Source organism: Vibrio sp. Y20_XG_PY13 (genome assembly GCF_024181925.1).
Lineage (GTDB): Bacteria > Pseudomonadota > Gammaproteobacteria > Enterobacterales > Vibrionaceae > Vibrio > Vibrio parahaemolyticus.
Genome location: NZ_JAMZAL010000007.1, coordinates 231,939 through 250,614 on the forward strand (window position 1 = coordinate 231,939; position 18,676 = coordinate 250,614).

General features: G+C 45.8%; 14 protein-coding genes. 6 read left to right on the forward strand and 8 right to left on the reverse strand.

What is annotated here, in order from left to right; genetic code table 11:
• Positions 1–89: 89 nt before the first annotated feature.
• Positions 90–1,238, reverse strand: coding sequence for a trypsin-like serine protease (locus NL646_RS17475; protein ID WP_253664488.1), 1,149 nt, complete (start codon positions 1,236–1,238; stop codon positions 90–92).
• 317 nt (positions 1,239–1,555) lie between these two features.
• On the opposite strand from NL646_RS17475, the gene NL646_RS17480 reads away from it, so the two are divergent.
• Positions 1,556–2,014 carry a CBS domain-containing protein gene (locus tag NL646_RS17480; RefSeq protein WP_005460159.1) on the forward strand — a complete coding sequence of 153 codons (459 nt, stop codon included), beginning with the start codon at positions 1,556–1,558 and terminating at the stop codon, positions 2,012–2,014.
• A gap of 78 nt (positions 2,015–2,092) precedes the next feature.
• Here the strand turns inward: NL646_RS17480 and aceA are convergent, their stop codons facing one another.
• From aceA to NL646_RS17495, 3 genes are all read right to left on the reverse strand, one after another.
• On the reverse strand, positions 2,093–3,403 hold the full coding sequence (gene aceA, locus NL646_RS17485) for an isocitrate lyase (protein WP_005460165.1): 1,311 nt from the start codon (positions 3,401–3,403) through the stop codon (positions 2,093–2,095).
• Positions 3,404–3,521: 118 nt separating this feature from the next.
• A complete protein-coding gene (aceB, locus tag NL646_RS17490; protein ID WP_025522213.1) occupies positions 3,522–5,150 on the reverse strand; it encodes a malate synthase A in 1,629 nt (542 codons plus the stop codon).
• 606 nt (positions 5,151–5,756) lie between these two features.
• Positions 5,757–6,662 carry a hydrogen peroxide-inducible genes activator gene (locus NL646_RS17495; protein ID WP_005460156.1) on the reverse strand — a complete coding sequence of 302 codons (906 nt, stop codon included), beginning with the start codon at positions 6,660–6,662 and terminating at the stop codon, positions 5,757–5,759.
• A 199-nt stretch (positions 6,663–6,861) separates the two neighbouring features.
• Here NL646_RS17495 and NL646_RS17500 point away from each other — a divergent pair, with 199 nt between their 5' ends.
• The 3 genes from NL646_RS17500 to ppk2 all read left to right on the forward strand — a co-directional run bounded on the left by NL646_RS17500 (position 6,862) and on the right by ppk2 (position 9,348).
• Positions 6,862–7,473 carry a peroxiredoxin C gene (locus NL646_RS17500; protein WP_005381738.1) on the forward strand — a complete coding sequence of 204 codons (612 nt, stop codon included), beginning with the start codon at positions 6,862–6,864 and terminating at the stop codon, positions 7,471–7,473.
• Positions 7,474–7,758: 285 nt separating this feature from the next.
• Positions 7,759–8,502 (forward strand): copper homeostasis protein CutC, encoded by a 744-nt coding sequence (locus NL646_RS17505; protein ID WP_253664489.1) that lies wholly within the window; start codon positions 7,759–7,761, stop codon positions 8,500–8,502.
• A 69-nt stretch (positions 8,503–8,571) separates the two neighbouring features.
• Positions 8,572–9,348: a polyphosphate kinase 2 gene (gene ppk2, locus NL646_RS17510; RefSeq protein ID WP_005460167.1), complete on the forward strand. Its 777-nt coding sequence runs from the start codon at positions 8,572–8,574 to the stop codon at positions 9,346–9,348.
• Between the two features lie 60 nt (positions 9,349–9,408).
• On the opposite strand, the gene phoU is transcribed toward ppk2, so the two are convergent.
• From phoU to NL646_RS17530, 4 genes are read right to left on the reverse strand one after another with little or no spacing between them, the layout of a single operon-like run.
• Positions 9,409–10,107 (reverse strand): phosphate signaling complex protein PhoU, encoded by a 699-nt coding sequence (phoU, locus tag NL646_RS17515; protein ID WP_005440349.1) that lies wholly within the window; start codon positions 10,105–10,107, stop codon positions 9,409–9,411.
• Positions 10,108–10,137: 30 nt separating this feature from the next.
• Positions 10,138–10,956 (reverse strand): phosphate ABC transporter ATP-binding protein PstB, encoded by an 819-nt coding sequence (gene pstB / locus NL646_RS17520; protein ID WP_005460191.1) that lies wholly within the window; start codon positions 10,954–10,956, stop codon positions 10,138–10,140.
• Between the two features lie 2 nt (positions 10,957–10,958).
• Positions 10,959–12,632: a phosphate ABC transporter permease PstA gene (pstA, locus tag NL646_RS17525; protein ID WP_031848445.1), complete on the reverse strand. Its 1,674-nt coding sequence runs from the start codon at positions 12,630–12,632 to the stop codon at positions 10,959–10,961.
• Positions 12,633–12,662: 30 nt separating this feature from the next.
• Positions 12,663–14,867, reverse strand: a complete 2,205-nt coding sequence (locus NL646_RS17530; RefSeq protein WP_025629149.1) for an ABC transporter permease subunit — start codon at positions 14,865–14,867, stop codon at positions 12,663–12,665.
• Between the two features lie 208 nt (positions 14,868–15,075).
• Between NL646_RS17530 and ppk1 the strand changes: the two genes are divergently transcribed.
• A complete protein-coding gene (ppk1, locus tag NL646_RS17535; protein WP_029822120.1) occupies positions 15,076–17,166 on the forward strand; it encodes a polyphosphate kinase 1 in 2,091 nt (696 codons plus the stop codon).
• The gene (gene ppx, locus NL646_RS17540) at positions 17,150–18,655 is read left to right on the forward strand and encodes an exopolyphosphatase (RefSeq protein ID WP_021454003.1); all 1,506 of its coding nucleotides are present in this window, start codon (positions 17,150–17,152) and stop codon (positions 18,653–18,655) included. Before ppk1 ends, ppx begins: the two co-directional genes overlap by 17 nt.
• Positions 18,656–18,676: the final 21 nt, after the last annotated feature.

Below are 18,676 nucleotides of genomic sequence, written 5' to 3' on the forward strand. Positions count from 1 at the left end.
CGCACTCATCGTCATTTATACAGCGCCAACCTAACAATAAAACGAGCAGCGACGTGCGCTGCTCGTTTCTTTCAACATCGTTAACGTGATTAAGCTTCGCGTCTGCGCCACCATGCTAAAGGAGCGAACAGAGCCAACAACCAGAGATTTAGACTGCCGCCATCGTCATCGGAACCTTTGAAATCACAATTATTGGTTGCAATACCATCGTGACACTCTTTGCCCGCTTCTTCTCTAGCATTGATGATAAAATTTGGTTCAGTGATGTAACGGTTTGGTGGTGTGTCGGCAGTAATGTAAGACTGAACCCAATCGTAGTAGTTACTGACCTTCGTATAAAAACTTGGAATGGTCAGCGAGCCACAAGTCGGTAATACCAAAGGACCACCACTCACGACCCCAATTTGCTTGCCTGTCGCAATGTCCAGCAGCGGGCCACCGCTGTCCCCTTTACAAGCAGAGTTACCATATTGAGTGCTGCTGCTTGGCTCTAAAATCCTATTGAATGTAGGCACTGTACAGATCTTAGTCGCGTTGCTTCTAGAGTTAATCAACCCCGGATAGCTATTGCCAATTTCCAGACGCTCATAACACTTGTCTATCGGAAGAAAACCGATCTGAGTGGTTTGTAACAAAGGAGAAGCCTCCGATGCCATTGGCGTTGTTGTTCCCCATCCATAAACCTGAACATTTTCAGTTCGCTGGTTGGTGTCGTAGTTATCGTTCCAATCCGCAGCTAATCGTGCCTCAATGCTGATCATGTCTTCTTTCGTGGCGAGGTCAGCCACATTCACCCCAGTAACTGGGCGAGTAAGGTAAAGCAGCGCAATGTCATTATCGAGCGCCGTTTGAATAGGCTTCACATTCCCCTTGCTGTCAACATCCGCTTTCGAGATACGAGTGTAGTTTGGATGCACGACGACATGCGAAACGGTGTAGTAGTTGTCGATACTCGTATCGTGAAGATTATGTACACGAGCGGTGATAGACAGTTCACCCGGCTGGGTAACGTAATCGCTCGCTTCGTTCGAACCTTGCCCCATTACGACACAGTGGGCCGCAGTCATTACCCACTGGTCAGTGACCATAGTGCCGCCACAGTTTTGAAATTCCGCCATGTTACTGGCTCGAATCGCAACGCGATCCGCAGGATTTGACTCCACACTGCCCAAAACGATGGCCTGAGCGGATTGGACACTCATTGCAGCAGCCATCAGTGCAAATAATTTTTTGTACATAATCGTCTTCAATTTGGTAAGCCTGAGCGTATCTTCTTCGAGAGACGAATCTTGGAAAATCCAACGAATAAAAATGTGCGATTCAATTCATTGGATTACCTTGGGTACACATTCAATATCAATCAAAAATGCCAACTGACTCGCACGCAAACCAACTTATTCAAATTAATAAAAACATCGATAACACACAGATTACGCAGTAAAAAAGAGGCGCAAGAACATTGTGCTATTTAATTGATGAAAAACGAGTTGGCTCCCAGATATACGGCAAAATATTCTCTATATTTAAAGAAAGGACAATGCCGCTGGAGGTCTCTATGATCAAGGTTGAAGACATGATGACTCGCAACCCTCATACCTTGCTACGCACGCATACCTTGCGCGATGCAAAGAGCATGATGGACGCGTTGGATATTCGACATATTCCGGTTGTTGACGCCAATCATCACTTACAAGGCTTGGTGACTCAACGTGATATTCTTGCTGCTCAAGAATCCTGTTTGCACCCAGATGACGCTGAACAATCTTTTACCCTCGATACGCCTCTCTACGAAATGATGCACACTAACATCATGACTGCAGAGCCAAGAGCGGGTCTAAAAGAGAGCGCCATTTACATGCAAAAGCACAAAGTGGGCTGCTTGCCTATCGTGCATAAAGGGCATCTGGTTGGAATCATTACTGACACGGACTTCGTTACGATCGCGATCAACTTGCTTGAACTGCAAGAAGAGGTTGAGCCGGAAGAAATTGAACCGGATGAAGAAGCGTTATAAAGGCGAAAAAAGAGCGGCCGGGATGCCGCTCAAAATATGCCATTACTGACGCTGATTAAGGAAGTGTTGCAGTGCCAATTAGAATTGGTCTTCTTCGGTCGAACCGGTAAGCGCAGTGACAGATGAGTTACCACCTTGGATGGTGTTCGTCATTCTATCGAAGTAACCTGTACCCACTTCTTGTTGGTGAGCCACGAAGGTGTAGCCTTTCTCTGCTGCTTGGAATTCAGGACGTTGAACTTTCTCAACGTAATGACGCATACCTTCACCTTGCGCATAAGCGTGTGCCAATTCAAACATGTTAAACCACATGTTGTGGATACCCGCTAGCGTGATGAACTGGTACTTGTAGCCCATGTCTGAAAGCTCTTGCTGGAACTTCGCAATGGTTTCTGCATCGAGATTTTTCTCCCAGTTGAACGATGGCGAACAGTTGTATGCAAGCAGCTGATCTGGGTACTCAGCGTGAATCGCTTCTGCGAACTTACGCGCCTCTTCTAGACACGGCGTTGCAGTTTCACACCAAATCAAGTCTGCATATGGTGCGTAAGCCAAACCACGAGAAATCGCTTGGTCGATACCTGCACGTACACGGTAGAAGCCTTCTTGAGTACGCTCACCTTCAATAAAGTCTTTATCGTATGGGTCGCAATCTGAAGTTAGCAGGTCTGCCGCGTTCGCATCAGTACGTGCAATAACTAGCGTTGTTGTGCCAGAAACGTCTGCAGCAAGACGCGCAGCTACCAGTTTTTGTACCGCTTCTTGAGTCGGTACCAGTACTTTACCGCCCATGTGACCACATTTTTTAACCGAAGCTAGTTGGTCTTCAAAGTGAACACCAGCAGCACCGGCTTCGATCATCGACTTCATCAGTTCGTATGCGTTTAGCACGCCACCAAAGCCCGCCTCTGCGTCCGCTACGATTGGTAGGAAGTAATCAATACCACCTTCATCTTCAGGAGACTTGCCATTCGCCCACTGAATTTGGTCAGCACGACGGAAAGAGTTGTTAATGCGCTTAACCACTGAAGGCACTGAGTCCACTGGGTATAGCGACTGATCCGGGTACATAGTCGATGCAGTGTTGTTATCTGCCGCTACCTGCCAGCCTGATAGGTAAATCGCTTCAATACCCGCTTTCGCTTGTTGTACGGCTTGACCACCTGTCAGTGCACCAAGACAGTTTACATAACCTTTTTTCGCACTGCCGTTGACCAGTGACCACAGCTTATCAGCACCACGTTGTGCGATTGTATTTGCTGGTACCATCGAGCCACGCAGTTCTACGACTTCTTCTGCAGTATACGTACGCTTTACGTTTTTCCAGCGTGGATTCGTTGCCCAGTCTTTTTCCAGAGCTTCAATTTGTTGGCGGCGAGTCAATGTCATTGGTCTATCCCTCTTTATTATTTGCACTTTTGTTTGTGCGTTGAGTTTCCGTTCTCAGGCAGTACATCCCTATCTGCCTCGAAAGTTTTCACGTTATTGGTATTACAGTTAAGAATTCTTAGTCCAGGTAGTCATAACCAGGAACGGTTAAGAAGTTGGTTAGCTCATCGCTAGTTGTTAGCTTCGCCATCAATTGTGCGGCTTCTTCAAAACGCCCGGCTTGATAACGCTCTTCGCCCACTTCTTGTTTCACTACTTCCACTTCTTCGTGCAAGTAGGTTTCGAACAGTGCTTTTGTCACCTGCTGACCATTGTCGAGTGACTTACCGTGCTGAATCCATTGCCAGATTGAAGCGCGAGAAATCTCAGCAGTCGCAGCATCTTCCATTAATCCGTAGATTGGTACACAGCCGTTTCCAGAAATCCAAGCTTCGATGTATTGCAGCGCAACGCGAATGTTGTGGCGCATGCCTTCTTCTGTACGTTCACCGTCACACGGTTCTAGCAACTCGGCTGCGGTAATTGGCGCATCTTCGGAGCGACTAACATCTAGTTGATTTGTTCGCTCTCCAAGTGCCGCACTGAATACTTCCATAGCAGTATCGGCGAGCCCCGGGTGAGCAACCCACGTACCGTCGTGACCGTTATTCGCTTCAAGTGACTTATCGTTGTGAATTTTATCCAACACTTTCTGGTTTTCTTGCGGGTCTTTCGCGGGAATAAAGGCGGCCATTCCTCCCATCGCGAAAGCACCACGCTTGTGACAAGTACGAACCAGCAAACGCGAATAGGCGTTCAAAAATGGTTTGTCCATGGTGACGACTTGGCGATCTGGCAGAACACGATCTGGGTGTTTCTTCAGTGTTTTGATGTAACTGAAAATGTAATCCCAACGACCACAATTCAGCCCTACGATATGCTCTTTAAGTGAGAACAAAATCTCATCCATCTCAAACACAGCTGGTAACGTTTCGATCAGCACGGTCGCTTTGATCGTGCCAGTCTCTAAACCAAAATATTCTTCTGTGAAATGGAAAACTTCACTCCACCACTTCGCCTCATGATGAGACTGCAGTTTAGGAAGATAGAAATATGGACCGCTGCCTTTTTGAAGCAATGCTTTGTGGTTGTTGTAGAAATACAGTGCGAAATCAAAAAGCGCGCCTGGAATGATCTGACCGTGCCACGTCACGTGTTTTTCTTTTAAGTGAAGGCCGCGAACACGGCAGATCAACACCGCTGGGTCGTCCACCAGCTGATAATGCTTGCCATTGCTAGGGTTGGTGTAGCTAATGTTGCCATTAACGGCATCTCGCAAGTTAACTTGACCATCGAGAACCTTGTCCCAAGCTGGCGACATAGAGTCTTCGAAATCCGCCATGAATACTTTTACATTTGCATTCAAAGCGTTGATCACCATTTTGCGATCCGTTGGGCCTGTAATCTCAACACGGCGATCTTGTAGATCCTGAGGAATACCTAAGATCTTCCAGCTACCTTCACGAATATCTTGTGTGTCAGGCAGGAAGTCTGGCAACTCCCCAGCGTCGATGCGTGCTTGCTTTTCTTCTCTCGCTTCCAGCAACTCTTCAACACGCCCAGCAAATTTTTCACACAGCAGAGATAAAAAGGTTTGGGCTTCAACAGGGAAAATAGCTTGATGCTCCGGAGCAAGTGCTCCAGTCACCTCAAGCATGCCTTGGGTTTGCTGTGATGGTGGTGTTTTTTGTTCTGTCTGAGCAAGCATAATCATTCATCCTTAACGTGCTTTATCTATCTTGGGCAGTCAGCGTAAAGCTACATTTGTAAGTTATGAACAACAAAATACATTCTTTAACTTTGTGTTCAATCTGTGTGGCCGTGTTCATAGATTGCTTAAGCCTGAGTGCTTTTTCAATCTAGACATAAGTCTTAGCAGCCTTTAAATAAGCTATATCAACAAAGGGTTTAACGAAACCCCCTAGACAAACAAAACACAAAATTCGAAGTTTTATTCGGCACCAAACAAAGCACTGATTTTGGATGCCAATTTGTAAGTTATTACGTAATTAAATTACATTAAATTTTGCAATGAAATATGATTTAAAACAGGTGTATGAATATAGAGGCAAGCGAGAAAACCTTGTACTCATAAGGTCTAGCGTAAGGAATTTAAACGGAGGTTAAACACAATGCGCAGCCAATTGTGTAAAATTAACATTGTGAAATTTCACAATTTTATGAAAGCTTCACGAAAATAAAGCTGTGAAATTTTACAAGTCAAAGTTCACCGACAGAATAAAATACTAGAAAGCGCACCGTTTCCAGTGCGCTTTTAGAGAAATAGTGAGGAAGTAAAGGCTAATACTAATAGCTAAAGCAGTTCGGAAACCACATCTGCAAGTTGGTTAAAAGTGTTTGTTCTTGATGAACTAGGGCGCCAAACCAAACCAATTTCGCGATACGCTTGCTGGCCAGGAGGGTCGATCACCACCAAATTTTGGTTGTGTAACAAGCCGTGTTCGATTGCCATTTGAGGAATAAAAGTGGTACCTAAGCCGTTCGCGACCATCTGCACCAAGGTATGTAAGCTGGTTGCCGTAAACGGGTTAATTTTCTCTTTATCGGTCAGCTTACAAGCTGAAACTGCATGTTCAGTTAAACAATGCTCTTTCTCTAATAGGAACACCGACTCATCCGGCAGATCGTCATAACGGATCGGTACAGGAATCGAATCGACTTGGTTTGCACTGATCACCATACGGAACGGATCTTTGCCGACGACGCGACTCTCCATGCCATCGATTTCAACAGGCAATGCTAAGATCAATACATCTAACTCACCATGACGCAGCGCTTGCAACAAATTGGTGGTGGTGTCTTCTCTTAATAGAAGGTTTAGTTGAGGGAATCGATAATTCACCTCTTGGACGAGGTCACACAATAAGAACGGTGCAATCGTTGGAATACACCCAACCTTCAACTGGCCTTTCATATCATCGCCCTGACATAATCGGCCAAGTTCTACTAAATCTTGTCCTTTGGCCAATAGCTCTCGACCTTGCTTTACGACCATTTCTCCCGTCTGGGTAAAAACCAACGGGCTTTTCTTGTCTTTCTTTTCGTAAAGCGGACAACCTATCAACTCTTCAAGATTCTGAATCCCTTTACTTAACGTTGATTGACTGACAAAGCAACGTTCTGCTGCCTCGCTAAAATGTCGAGTTTCATGCAGTGTCACTAAATAATGTAACTGCTTCAGACTGGGCCATTTATTCATAATTGTATTTGTATCTACCGCTGTTCCAGTGATCGAGTTAATAGTTTTGTTGTTATCGCTTTTTTCGATTAACTCAATCTATTTATTTCGCTTTTTTCAATACTACAATCTGTACTATAGTTTGTCTCGAACAAACACGGACCAAACCGACATTACTGTATTCGGTTTGGAACTAACCATACTTTTTAGGAGCAAAAAAATGGTACTAGTAGGTCGTCAAGCCCCTGATTTTACTGCAGCAGCTGTTCTAGGTAACGGTGAAATCGTTGAAAACTTCAACTTTGCAGAGTTCACTAAAGGTAAGAAAGCAGTAGTTTTCTTCTACCCACTAGATTTCACTTTCGTTTGCCCATCTGAGCTAATTGCATTCGACAACCGTCTAGCTGATTTCCAAGCTAAAGGTGTTGAAGTTATCGGTGTTTCTATCGACTCTCAGTTCTCTCACAACGCATGGCGTAACACTGCTATCGAAGATGGCGGTATCGGTCAAGTTAAGTACCCACTAGTTGCTGACGTTAAGCATGAAATCTGTAAAGCTTACGACGTTGAGCACCCAGAAGCAGGCGTTGCTTTCCGTGGTTCTTTCCTAATCGACGAAGAAGGCGTTGTACGTCACCAAGTAGTTAACGACCTACCTCTAGGCCGTAACATCGACGAAATGCTACGTATGGTTGATGCTCTAAACTTCCACCAGAAGCACGGTGAAGTATGTCCTGCACAATGGGAAGAAGGCAAAGCAGGTATGGACGCATCTCCAAAAGGTGTTGCAGCGTTCCTATCTGAGCACGCAGCTGACCTAGGCAAAAAATAATAGACCTTCACCCAAGCTCAACGGGTGTGATGGTTGGATGTATATATAAAGCAAAAAGCTATAGCGGGAAAACCGCAAACGCCAATCAGTCTAAGTAAAGTCCTATCGAAGCCCAGAGTATATGCTCTGGGCTTTCTTTTATCTTCAATAAATGTGCTCAAATGAGGTAACACCTAGGCGAAAACTTTACCTCTATTTCCCATCGACATCATACAGATTCTGCCTGTTGGCCCTGCTAATATCTTAGCCATAACACTTACTGTAACGTTAGTAGGATGAATCAAAGTGGTTACTCATCTAGAAGTCTGTATTGATAATATTGAATCTCTTCATTACGCCATTGCTGGTGGCGCAACTCGTATTGAGCTTTGCTCATCTCTCGCATTGGGTGGCTTAACGCCAAGCTACGGTTTTATGCAGCAAGCGGCCAAACAATCTTCTGTTCCAGTGTATGCCATGATTCGTCCACGCCAAGGCGACTTTTTCTATAACGAAGAGGAGCTAGACATGATGCGTTGGGACATCGAAGCCGCCCATCAATCTGGTTTAGATGGAGTGGTGCTAGGCGTACTGACCCAAGAAGGTGATATCCACATGCCGTTTGCCACCGCATTGTGCGAGTTTGCACAAGCACTGGGTCTTGGCATCACGTTTCATCGTGCGTTTGATCAATGTCGCAATGCAGAACAAGCGTTGGAAGATATCATCCATTTAGGTTGCGAACGTATTCTGACTTCAGGCCTCGCTCCATCTGCACCAGCAGGCGAGAGCGTACTTAAATCTCTTGTGGAACAAGCCCAAGGGCGCATTGCGATCATGGCCGGGGCGGGAGTGAATGCAAACAACGTCCGTCATTTAGTCAAAAACACGAACGTGCAAGAAGTCCATCTTTCAGGCAAGACCACACGCCCTAGCCAAATGACCTTTATTGCTGAACAAAGCAAAATGGGCGCTTCAGATGTCGATGATTTTGCGATTCCTATTACCAGTACTCAAGCCATCGCCAACGTCGCAGCAGCTCTCAAATAACACAATCGAAATCCCCACTTTCTACGTTGAGTGCTAACATATTGAGCATCAAGGAGTGAGGAACGAATAATGTCTAAGCTAAAGAAAAAGGAATACGAACAAGAGCTTAAAAAGCTGCAGGTCGAATTGGTAAAGCTGCAAGAATGGGTTAAACACAAAGGACTAAAAGTCGTCGTTCTGTTTGAAGGCCGTGATGCCGCAGGCAAAGGCGGCGTAATTAAGAGAATTACGGAAAAGTTAAATCACCGAGTTTGCCGCGTAGTGGCATTGCCCGCACCGACTGAAAAAGAAAAGACACAATGGTACTTTCAACGTTATGTCGCGCACCTGCCATCCGCCGGTGAAATCGTCTTGTTTGACCGCAGTTGGTATAACCGAGCTGGCGTCGAAAAAGTCATGGGCTTTTGTACGCCAGATGAATATGAAGAATTTCTACGCTCTTGCCCTGAATTCGAGAGAATGCTGCAACGCTCAGGCATTATTTTGCTCAAGTACTGGTTTTCGGTCTCCGACGAGGAGCAGGAAAAACGCTTCTTAGGGCGCATCAACACGCCGATAAAGCGCTGGAAGTTCAGCCCGATGGATCTAGAATCTCGACACCGCTGGGCTGAGTATTCTGAAGCAAAAGACAAGATGTTCGCTTACACCGACACCAAAAACTGTCCTTGGTGGGTTGTACCTTCAGATTCAAAACAAAAAGCGCGCTTAAATTGCATTAGTCATCTACTCAGTCAAATTGAATATAAAGCGCTAGAGTACCCACCAATTGAGTTACCAGAGATCAATAAAGAGGGCTACGTCAGAGCACCAATAGACGATCAAACGTTTGTACCAGATAAGTACTGATCTCGGCTTCTAAGATCCAAAAGACCAGCGTTCGCTGGTCTTTTTCATTTATATGAAGCGTTACTTCAACACATCATCAATGCTTTGATCACCAAGGTGACGAACGTCCTTACCTTTCACAAAGTAAATAATGTATTCACAAATGTTTTGGCAACGATCCCCTACTCGTTCAATAGCGCGAGCAGACCACATCACCTGAAGAATATGCGGAATATTTTTTGGGTCTTCCATCATGTAAGTCATGAGCTGACGGATCACCGCTTCGTATTCGGCATCCAGCTTATCATCGAGTTTGTGAACCTCTGCGGCGGCTTCAACATCCATACGAGCGAATGCATCCAAAACCTGATGCAACATTTGAATCGCCTGACGGCAGAGAGGTTCTAATGAAACTTGGAATTGGCGTTCTTTCGATGACGGGCTTTCGATAGCGACATAAGCAATGCGTGTCGCGACATCCCCAATGCGTTCAAGATCAGTAATGGTCTTGATGATCGCCATAATCAGGCGCAAATCTTTCGCAGTCGGCTGACGTTTGGCGATGATGCGAGTACACGCGTCATCAATCGATACTTCCATTGCATTCACTTTATGATCGTCACGCACAACCTTTCGCGCGAGCTCAATGTCTTCTTTATGCAAGGCTTGAATAGCATACGAAAGCTGCTGTTCCACCAAGCCACCCATGGTTAACACATGAGTACGAATCGATTCTAGCTCTACGTTAAATTGTCCTGAAATATGACGTCCAAAGTGCATGATTTTCCTTATTCCGTGTTTGATCGAGCCTTAGCCGTATCGACCAGTAATGTAGTCTTCTGTCTGTTTCTTCATTGGCGATGTGAAGATTGAGTCTGCGTCGGAGTATTCAATCAACTTACCCATGTGAATGAATGCGGTGTGGTCACTCACTCGCGCAGCTTGCTGCATGTTGTGGGTAACGATCACGACAGTATATTGAGTCTTAAGCTCGTTGATAAGTTCTTCAATAGTTAAAGTTGATATTGGATCCAGTGCCGATGTTGGCTCATCCAATAACAGCACTTCTGGTTCAATTGCTACCGCACGTGCAATAACCAAACGTTGCTGCTGACCACCCGAAAGTCCAAATGCGTTTTCGTGCAATCTATCTTTCACTTCATCCCACAACGCAGCAGAGCGAAGTGAACGCTCAACCGCATCATCTAATGTGCGACTGTTCTTGACACCTTGTAAGCGTAAGCCATAAACCACATTCTCATAAATCGACTTAGGAAATGGGTTGGGACGCTGAAAAACCATTCCAACGCGACGCCTAAGCGTTGCTACATCGACATTCGGGTGATAGACGTTCTTACCGTGCAAACGAACTTTTCCGGTGACTTTACATCCTTCCACCAAGTCGTTCATACGATTGATACAGCGCAACAATGTCGATTTACCACAACCAGACGGGCCGATAAATGCTGTCACTCGCCCTTTTGGGATACGCATCGAAATATCGTGTAATGCCTGCGCTTGACCGTAGAAAAGATTAAGGTTCTCTATCGAGATCGCCGTTTGTTCATCCGTTAAGTTATGGACGTCCAGTGGTGGCTCATAACCTAATGTATTATCGAAATTAAACATACTTAATCTTGTCCTAACGTTCTGTATTTTTCTCGTAAATTATTGCGAATGCTGATTGCTGTTAAGTTTAGTCCGACAATCACGGTAACGAGTAAGAAGGAAGTGGCATACACCAGCGGGCGCGCCGCTTCAATGTTGGAGGTTTGAAATCCAACGTCGTAAATATGAAAACCTAAGTGCATGAACTTTCTGTCCAAATGCACGTAAGGGAACTGACCATCAACAGGCAAACTGGACGCCAGTTTCACAACCCCCACTAGCATTAGTGGCGCGACTTCCCCTGCGGCACGCGCAATCGCCAGAATCAAACCGGTGATAATCGCAGGCGTTGCCATTGGTAATACCACGCGCCACAACGTTTCAAATTGCGTCGCGCCAAGCGCCAAAGAGCCGTGGCGTACTGAGCTCGGAATACGTGTTAAGCCTTCCTCTGTCGTAACAATAACCACGGGCAGTGTTAATACTGCTAACGTCAAAGCCGACCACAACAAACCCGGCGTACCGAAAGTTGGCGCTGGTAATCGCTCGGCATAAAACACGTTATCGATGGATGCGCCGATGGTATAGACAAAGAACCCCAACCCGAACACGCCATACACGATCGAAGGAACCCCCGCCAAGTTGATGACCGCAATTCGAATAATTCGCGTAAATGCGTTGTTCTTCGCGTATTCATGCAAGTAAATCGCAGCAACCACCCCAAGCGGCATCACGATAATCGACATGATAAGCACCAAGAAAACGGTTCCGAATATTGCAGGAAAAACGCCGCCCTCAGAGTTCGATTCTCTTGGATCTTCGGATAAGAATTTCCAGACCTGTTTACCCCAATGCATCACTTTGTCAGGTAACGACATTTGGTTTGGGTACCAGTAGTCCAAAATGTCTTCAAGGGGAATCGAAACATGAGAACCCGTCATGTCCTCAACAATTAGTGCGTAGCCAGAAAGCTGTAAACGCAAGCCATCCAGTTGTAAGTCCAACTTCGCCAGCTCTTGTTCCACTTGCTCTTTTTGTTGCAAGTTCTGCGCTAAAAAATCGTCCGTTACGGTGTTGTTGAGCTCATGTTTGCGCTTGTCTAAACGCAATTGCTCAAGCTTCCAACCCAGGTCTTTCAGTTGGTCGACGACCAAAGAATCAATCTCGTGGCGCAGCGTTTCTGCGTCATCAAGCTTTTTGTTCAACACCGTTTGGATATCAGTTTGATAGAGCTTATCGCCATCTTGAAACGCCACCAGCTTACCAAAAAAGTATCCGCCGCTGCTGCGCTCAATCACCGCCCACTCTTTGGGTGTGATTGGCTCATCCAGCTGCAGCTGCAATACGGAAATAAAATCGGCCGGATATAACTCGCGATTCGCAATTTTGATGTTCAATCGAGTCGCGAAATCCTCATCTTCGTCTAACTTCTTGACGGCATCCACTGGAAGATAGCTTCTCGGAACAAAGCTGCGCTCGTAAATTTGGCCAATCAAAATGGTGTTTTCATGCAGCACTTCACCTTGCACCGGCGTCAACGACGTTACGTTCCATTGATACAATGGCGCAGGCCAGAAATAGGTTAATCCTTTCCAACCAATGAGGAGCAATAACCCTAACACCGATAACAAACTGATGCTGACCGCACCGCCTGTTAGCCATATCCACGGTGCGCCAGAACGAATCCAATTTAACATTCAGTAACTCGCTCTTTTTCCTGTTCTAAACTACAACGCACGGTATTTATCTCTCAATCTTTGACGTACCAACTCTGCCAGCGCGTTCACAGCAAAGGTGAAGACAAACAAAATCAACGCAGCGAGGAACAACAAACGATAATGCGAACTGCCAACCTCTGACTCTGGCAACTCCACCGCAATGGTTGCCGATAAGCTGCGAAGTCCTTCTAAAATGTTCCAGTCCATCAAAGGCGTGTTACCAGTCGCCATCAAGACAATCATCGTCTCACCAACCGCGCGCCCAAGCCCCATCATGATGGCGGAGAAAATACCTGGGCTGGCCGTAAGGAGCACGACGTAAATCAAGGTTTGCCAAGGGGTCGCCCCAAGCGCTAACGATCCATCAGACAAGTGCTTCGGTACAGAGAAAATGGCATCTTCCGCAATGGTAAAAATGGTAGGAATCACTGCAAAGCCCATCGCAAGGCCAACCACCAAGGAATTACGCTGATCAAAACCAATCCCGTGATTGGTCAAAAACAAGCGCATGTCGCCACCAAAGAAGGTTTGTTCAATACTTGGAGAAATCCAAACTCCGATACCAATCAACAGTAAAATCACTGGCATAAGAACCAGCGCATGCCATCCATTAGGTAGACGATTACGCAGAGATTGAGGTATCAGAGCCCACAAGCCCCCCATGACCATGGTGCTCAATGGCAACACAAACAACATCACCACGACCGTAATCAGATGATCTTCGACTATCGGAGCAAACCATAATCCTGCAAGGAAACCGATGATGACGGTCGGCAGTGCTTCCATCAATTCAATGGACGGCTTAACCACTCGACGCATGCGTGGCGACATAAAATACGCCGTATAAATAGCGCCTAGCACCGCCAAAGGCACTGAAAACAGCATCGCAAACATAGCCGCTTTTATCGTGCCGAACGCAATCGGCACCAAGCTAAATTTGGCTTCAAAGTTGTCACTGGCCGATGTAGATTGCCATACAAATTCAGGCTCTGGATAGCCTTCGTACCACACTTTCTGCCACAGTGAAGAAAGCGAGACTTCAGGGTAAGAGTTATCGACCTCTGCCACCTTTAACGAGTCATCATTCCAAGTAATCAGATAGCGTTCATTGTTCGACATTGCCGCCATCGCAGGGGCTTCTTTATAAGCTCGCTTAAACAACACCAGTTTTTCACTGGTCGTGTAATGACTCTGAAGCGTACCATTGGTGTAGAAACTGTAGAATCCTTTGCGGTGTGAATCTGGCAATAAGTATTTAAGTTCAGACGCTAATTTGAAGTCACGAATATGAGTTAAGGTTCGCTTATCATTTTGCAAAGTATCAAACCATTGCGAAACGCGACCATCATTGTGCGTCACCAACAGGGAATATGCGCCCGCAAGCAAATCAATCGTTCTTACAGAATGCTTTTTATCCCCTTGAGTAAGATCGATAACTTCGCGCACCGTAAACTTTTGAGCAGCTTTGGTCAGAACAATTAACTCCGAACCATCACGCAAATAAAGCGTTTCACCATCCGGTGTTAAGAGCATCTGTTGGGGAGCGTCAAAGCCCGCAGAAAAGGAAAAATCTATCGTGGTTGGAGCGACGCCTAGCGCAGACTTTTCTTGCCAACGCGCTTTGACTTTCCCGCTGCGAGTCTGCCAAACAATAGTTGGAGTTTGTGTTGACGCATTGAAGACAAATTGAGTCACAGGATCTTGCGCGTCGGTGAGCGTCAAATTCATATCCGTCGACAGCGCCACCACTTCTGGCGGGCGAGTATTTTCTCTCAACGTCGCGTTGAATTCTGGCTTGAAGATATGAGCTAGACCTTGATCATCCACTAATCCATACCAACCAAGGCCAGGAGCCGATTGAGAAAAAGATACCGGATTAGTAGCTAACTGTTGAGTATAAATGGCGGGCTTGTCAGGTGCGTCCATCGATAAATATTGAATCTCACCACTTTGCGTTAAAACGAAAGCAAGTTGTGAATAGTCATCGACAGAAATGGCCAGAGGCATGCCCACTTGCGTGGTTCGAGTCGCGTGATTAGGTTTGATCTCTGCATCAGAAAACAGAGGAATGATCACCATCGCAAGGTAGACGAAGATCAGAATAAGGGCAGCGAGCACACCCACTCCACCAGATGTCACTGCAAGTCGAACTAAACGATCTTTAATCAGCCGTTTCTTATCTTTTTCCTGCAATGAAAACTCGGCTTGGGCCATTTATCTCTCTACCTTTTTTGACTTAGTACTAGAATATGTCGTTAAGATGACAATTATATTACAGATCACATTAAACACCTGAAAAGAATACAACTCTTATGCAATGCGTGGTATGAAATATATCTGTAACAAAAATCTCATAATGTTTTCACTCGTCTGTTTATCCCCATGATCAGTACGATTACTTCACTTTAGGCTAGGTAAGGTTATGAGCGCAGAAAAACTATATATAGAAAAAGAGCTTAGTTGGTTATCTTTCAATGAACGAGTGTTACAAGAAGCGGCCGACAAAACCGTTCCGTTGATCGAGCGTATTCGTTTTCTTGGGATCTTTTCCAACAACCTCGACGAATTCTACAAAGTGCGCTTCGCTGATGTGAAACGTCGTATTTTGATCAACCAAGAGCGAGGAGGGAGTGACAACTCCAAGCGTCTGTTGAGTAAGATGCAAGCCAAAGCCCTTAAGCTTAACGAACAATTCGACGAACTTTACAGTGAATTAATTAGAGAAATGGCACGGCGTCGCATTTTCTTGGTCAATGAGCATCAACTCGATGAAGCGCAGGAAAAGTGGATCACCAAATACTTCCGCAAAGAAGTCATGCCACATATCACGCCTTTGTTGATGAAAGATGAAATCGACGTGCTGCAATTCCTCAAAGACGAATACGCTTACATCGCCGTCGAACTGCGCAAAGAAGACCACTCTCAATACGCTCTCATCGAAATTCCAACCGACCACCTGCCACGCTTCGTGATGGTGCCAGAGCAAAAAGGCAAACGCCGTAAGACCATCATCCTGCTTGATAACATCATCCGATACTGTTTAGACGAGCTTTTTAAAGGCTTTTTCGACTATGATGAGCTCGCTGGCTACGCGATGAAAATGACGCGTGATGCAGAGTACGACTTGCGTAATGAAATCGAATACAGCTTGCTAGAGCAAATGTCAGCAGGCGTAAACCAACGTTTAACCGCCATGCCAGTACGCTTTGTGTATGAGCGTGAAATGCCGCAAGAGATGCTCGACTTCTTGTGCAGCAAACTAAGAATTTCCAATTACGACAACCTAATTCCAGGTGGGCGCTACCACAACTTCAAAGATTTCATCGCTTTTCCAAACGTCGGGCGAGAATACCTCGAAAACAAACCTATGCCACCAATGAAGTGTGCAGACTTTGAAGGTTACGCCAACAGTTTCGAAGCCATCAAAGCCAAAGACATTCTGCTCTACTACCCTTATCACACCTTTGACCATATTGGTGAATTGGTTCGCCAGGCATCCTTTGACCCGAAAGTGCTCAGCATCAAAATTAATATCTACCGCGTAGCCAAAGACTCTCGCTTGATGAACTCTTTGATTGATGCAGTGCATAACGGCAAAAACGTTACTGTAGTCGTTGAGTTGCAGGCGCGATTTGATGAAGAAGCAAATATTGAATGGTCAAAAGTTCTGACTGAAGCTGGCGTGCACGTCATCTTTGGTGCGCCCGGTTTAAAGATTCACTCAAAGTTATTGATGATCAGTCGCCGTGAAGGTGACGATATTATTCGCTACGCGCACATTGGCACGGGCAACTTCCACGAAAAAACCGCTCGAATCTATACCGACTTTTCGCTGCTCACCGCAGACCAAGAAATCACCAATGAAGTGCGCAACGTGTTTGGATACATTGAGAACCCTTATCGCCCAGTGAAGTTCAATCACTTGATGGTTTCTCCGCGTAATTCGCGCACCCAAATTTACCGCCTGATTGACAGTGAAATCGCCAATGCAAAGGCGGGCAAAAAGGCAGGATTAACCATAAAGGTCAACAACCTCGTCGATAAAGGCATCGTCACCCGTCTTTACGCAGCAAGCAACGCGGGGGTAAAGATCAACATGATCATCCGCGGCATGTGCGCGTTGGTGCCTGGAATTGAAGGCGTCAGCGAAAACATTCGAATCATCAGTATCGTTGATCGCTTTTTGGAACACCCACGCGTAGTGATCACGCACAATGATGGGGATCCTCAAGTCTACATTTCATCTGCCGATTGGATGACACGAAACATCGATCATCGTATCGAAGTTGCCGCTCCTGTTCGTGATCCACGTTTGAAACAGAGAATTATTGATATAACTAACATCCACTTTACCGATACAGTAAAGGCACGTTTGATAGACAAAGAGATGAGCAATAGCTATGTACCGCGCGGAAACCGTAAAAAAGTTCGCTCACAAGTTGCCATCTACGACTATCTTAAAAATATAGAAAAGCAAACGAGAAGACAAAAGTCAGATGTCTCAGATACTTGAACAAGATGAACGCTATATTGCCGCGATCGATCTCGGCTCTAATAGCTTCCACATGGTGGTTGCGAAGGTGGTCGGCAGCGACCTACAGCTCATCAGTCGCCATAAACAGAGGGTTCGTTTAGCCTCTGGCCTAGACAGTGAATTGAATTTAAGTCACGCCTCCATGGAGCGAGCGTTGGAGTGTCTTGCGATGTTCGCAGAGAGGCTGCAAGGCTTTGAGGAATCCAATGTGCGCATCGCTGCTACACACACGCTAAGAAGAGCGAAAAACGCGCATTTGTTTATCCAACGTGCAAAAGCAGTCATGCCGTTCCCGATAGAGATTATTCCGGGAGAGGAAGAAGCGCGCCTAATTTACTTGGGTGTCGCACACACTCAAGTGGAATCTAATTCTAAACTGGTGGTCGATATTGGCGGTGGCAGCACCGAGATGATCATCGGACAAGAGTTCGAGCCAGAACTACTTAATAGCAAACAGATGGGCTGCGTCAGCTTTACACAGCAGTACTTCAAAAATGGCAAGTTATCGAGCAAAAACTTCAGCAAAGCCATGCTCGCTGCCGAACAAAAGTTAGAGTCCATCGCGACCAAATACCGCAAGAAAGGTTGGGATATTGCACTCGGCTCATCAGGCACCATCAAAGCGATTCAAGAGGTATTGATTGGGCTGGGCTTTGAAGACGGTTTAATTACAGCAAAGCGTCTGAGTAAGCTCATTGATACTTTAAACGAGTTCGCGTCAATTGATGATATTCAGTTGGCTGGCCTGACCGATGAACGTAAACCGGTATTTGCCGCTGGTGTGGCGATTTTGGCTGCGATTTTTCAGGCACTAAAAATCGACCAGATGTTTTTCTCTGATGGAGCATTGAGAGAAGGCTTACTATATGAAATGGAAGAGCGGTTTGCTCGCTCTGACATTCGCATGCGTACCACGGAAAACCTAGCACAAAAACATCGTGTGGATCTCGAGCACGCTGCACGCGTAAAAGGTCACGCACGCGAGATGCTTGAACAAGTACATTCTGAGCTTGGGATTAAAAAGAAAAGCGAACTGTTTGATTTATTAGAATGGGCCGCTCTGCTGCATGAAGTTGGGCTAAGCATCAACCTACGCAGCTTCCATCGTCACTCGTTTTATATTCTTCTGCATTCAACCCTGCAAGGTTTTAACCGTGAGCAACAACTCGTCTTGGCGACGCTTGCACGCTTTCAACGCAAAGCGCTAAGGCTCAATGAGTTGCCAGAGTTCAACCTCTACAAACAAAGTGATGTGTTAAGCCTGATTAAGATTCTTCGTCTGTCCATAGTTCTTAATGGGCAACGCAACGACGACCCACTACCTGACATCACTTTATCGATCAAAGGCGATGAATGGATGCTCGCTTGTACCGATGAAGCATGGTTAGATAATAATAAGTTGCTGCATGCAGATTTACTGGAAGAACAAGATAGATGGGCAAGTGCGAAGTGGACACTCACTTTTTAGTTTTCGGTACAATGAAAAAAG

Coding starts and splice junctions, on each gene's coding strand:
- NL646_RS17530 (WP_025629149.1), bottom strand. CDS start 14,867: ATGGCCCAAGCCGAGTTTTCATTGCAGGAAAAAGATAAGAAACGGCTG.
- aceA (WP_005460165.1), bottom strand. CDS start 3,403: ATGACATTGACTCGCCGCCAACAAATTGAAGCTCTGGAAAAAGACTGG.
- ppx (WP_021454003.1), top strand. CDS start 17,150: ATGTCTCAGATACTTGAACAAGATGAACGCTATATTGCCGCGATCGAT.
- aceB (WP_025522213.1), bottom strand. CDS start 5,150: ATGCTTGCTCAGACAGAACAAAAAACACCACCATCACAGCAAACCCAA.
- pstB (WP_005460191.1), bottom strand. CDS start 10,956: ATGTTTAATTTCGATAATACATTAGGTTATGAGCCACCACTGGACGTC.
- NL646_RS17495 (WP_005460156.1), bottom strand. CDS start 6,662: ATGAATAAATGGCCCAGTCTGAAGCAGTTACATTATTTAGTGACACTG.
- pstA (WP_031848445.1), bottom strand. CDS start 12,632: ATGTTAAATTGGATTCGTTCTGGCGCACCGTGGATATGGCTAACAGGC.
- NL646_RS17500 (WP_005381738.1), top strand. CDS start 6,862: ATGGTACTAGTAGGTCGTCAAGCCCCTGATTTTACTGCAGCAGCTGTT.
- phoU (WP_005440349.1), bottom strand. CDS start 10,107: ATGCACTTTGGACGTCATATTTCAGGACAATTTAACGTAGAGCTAGAA.
- NL646_RS17475 (WP_253664488.1), bottom strand. CDS start 1,238: ATGTACAAAAAATTATTTGCACTGATGGCTGCTGCAATGAGTGTCCAA.
- ppk2 (WP_005460167.1), top strand. CDS start 8,572: ATGTCTAAGCTAAAGAAAAAGGAATACGAACAAGAGCTTAAAAAGCTG.
- ppk1 (WP_029822120.1), top strand. CDS start 15,076: ATGAGCGCAGAAAAACTATATATAGAAAAAGAGCTTAGTTGGTTATCT.
- NL646_RS17480 (WP_005460159.1), top strand. CDS start 1,556: ATGATCAAGGTTGAAGACATGATGACTCGCAACCCTCATACCTTGCTA.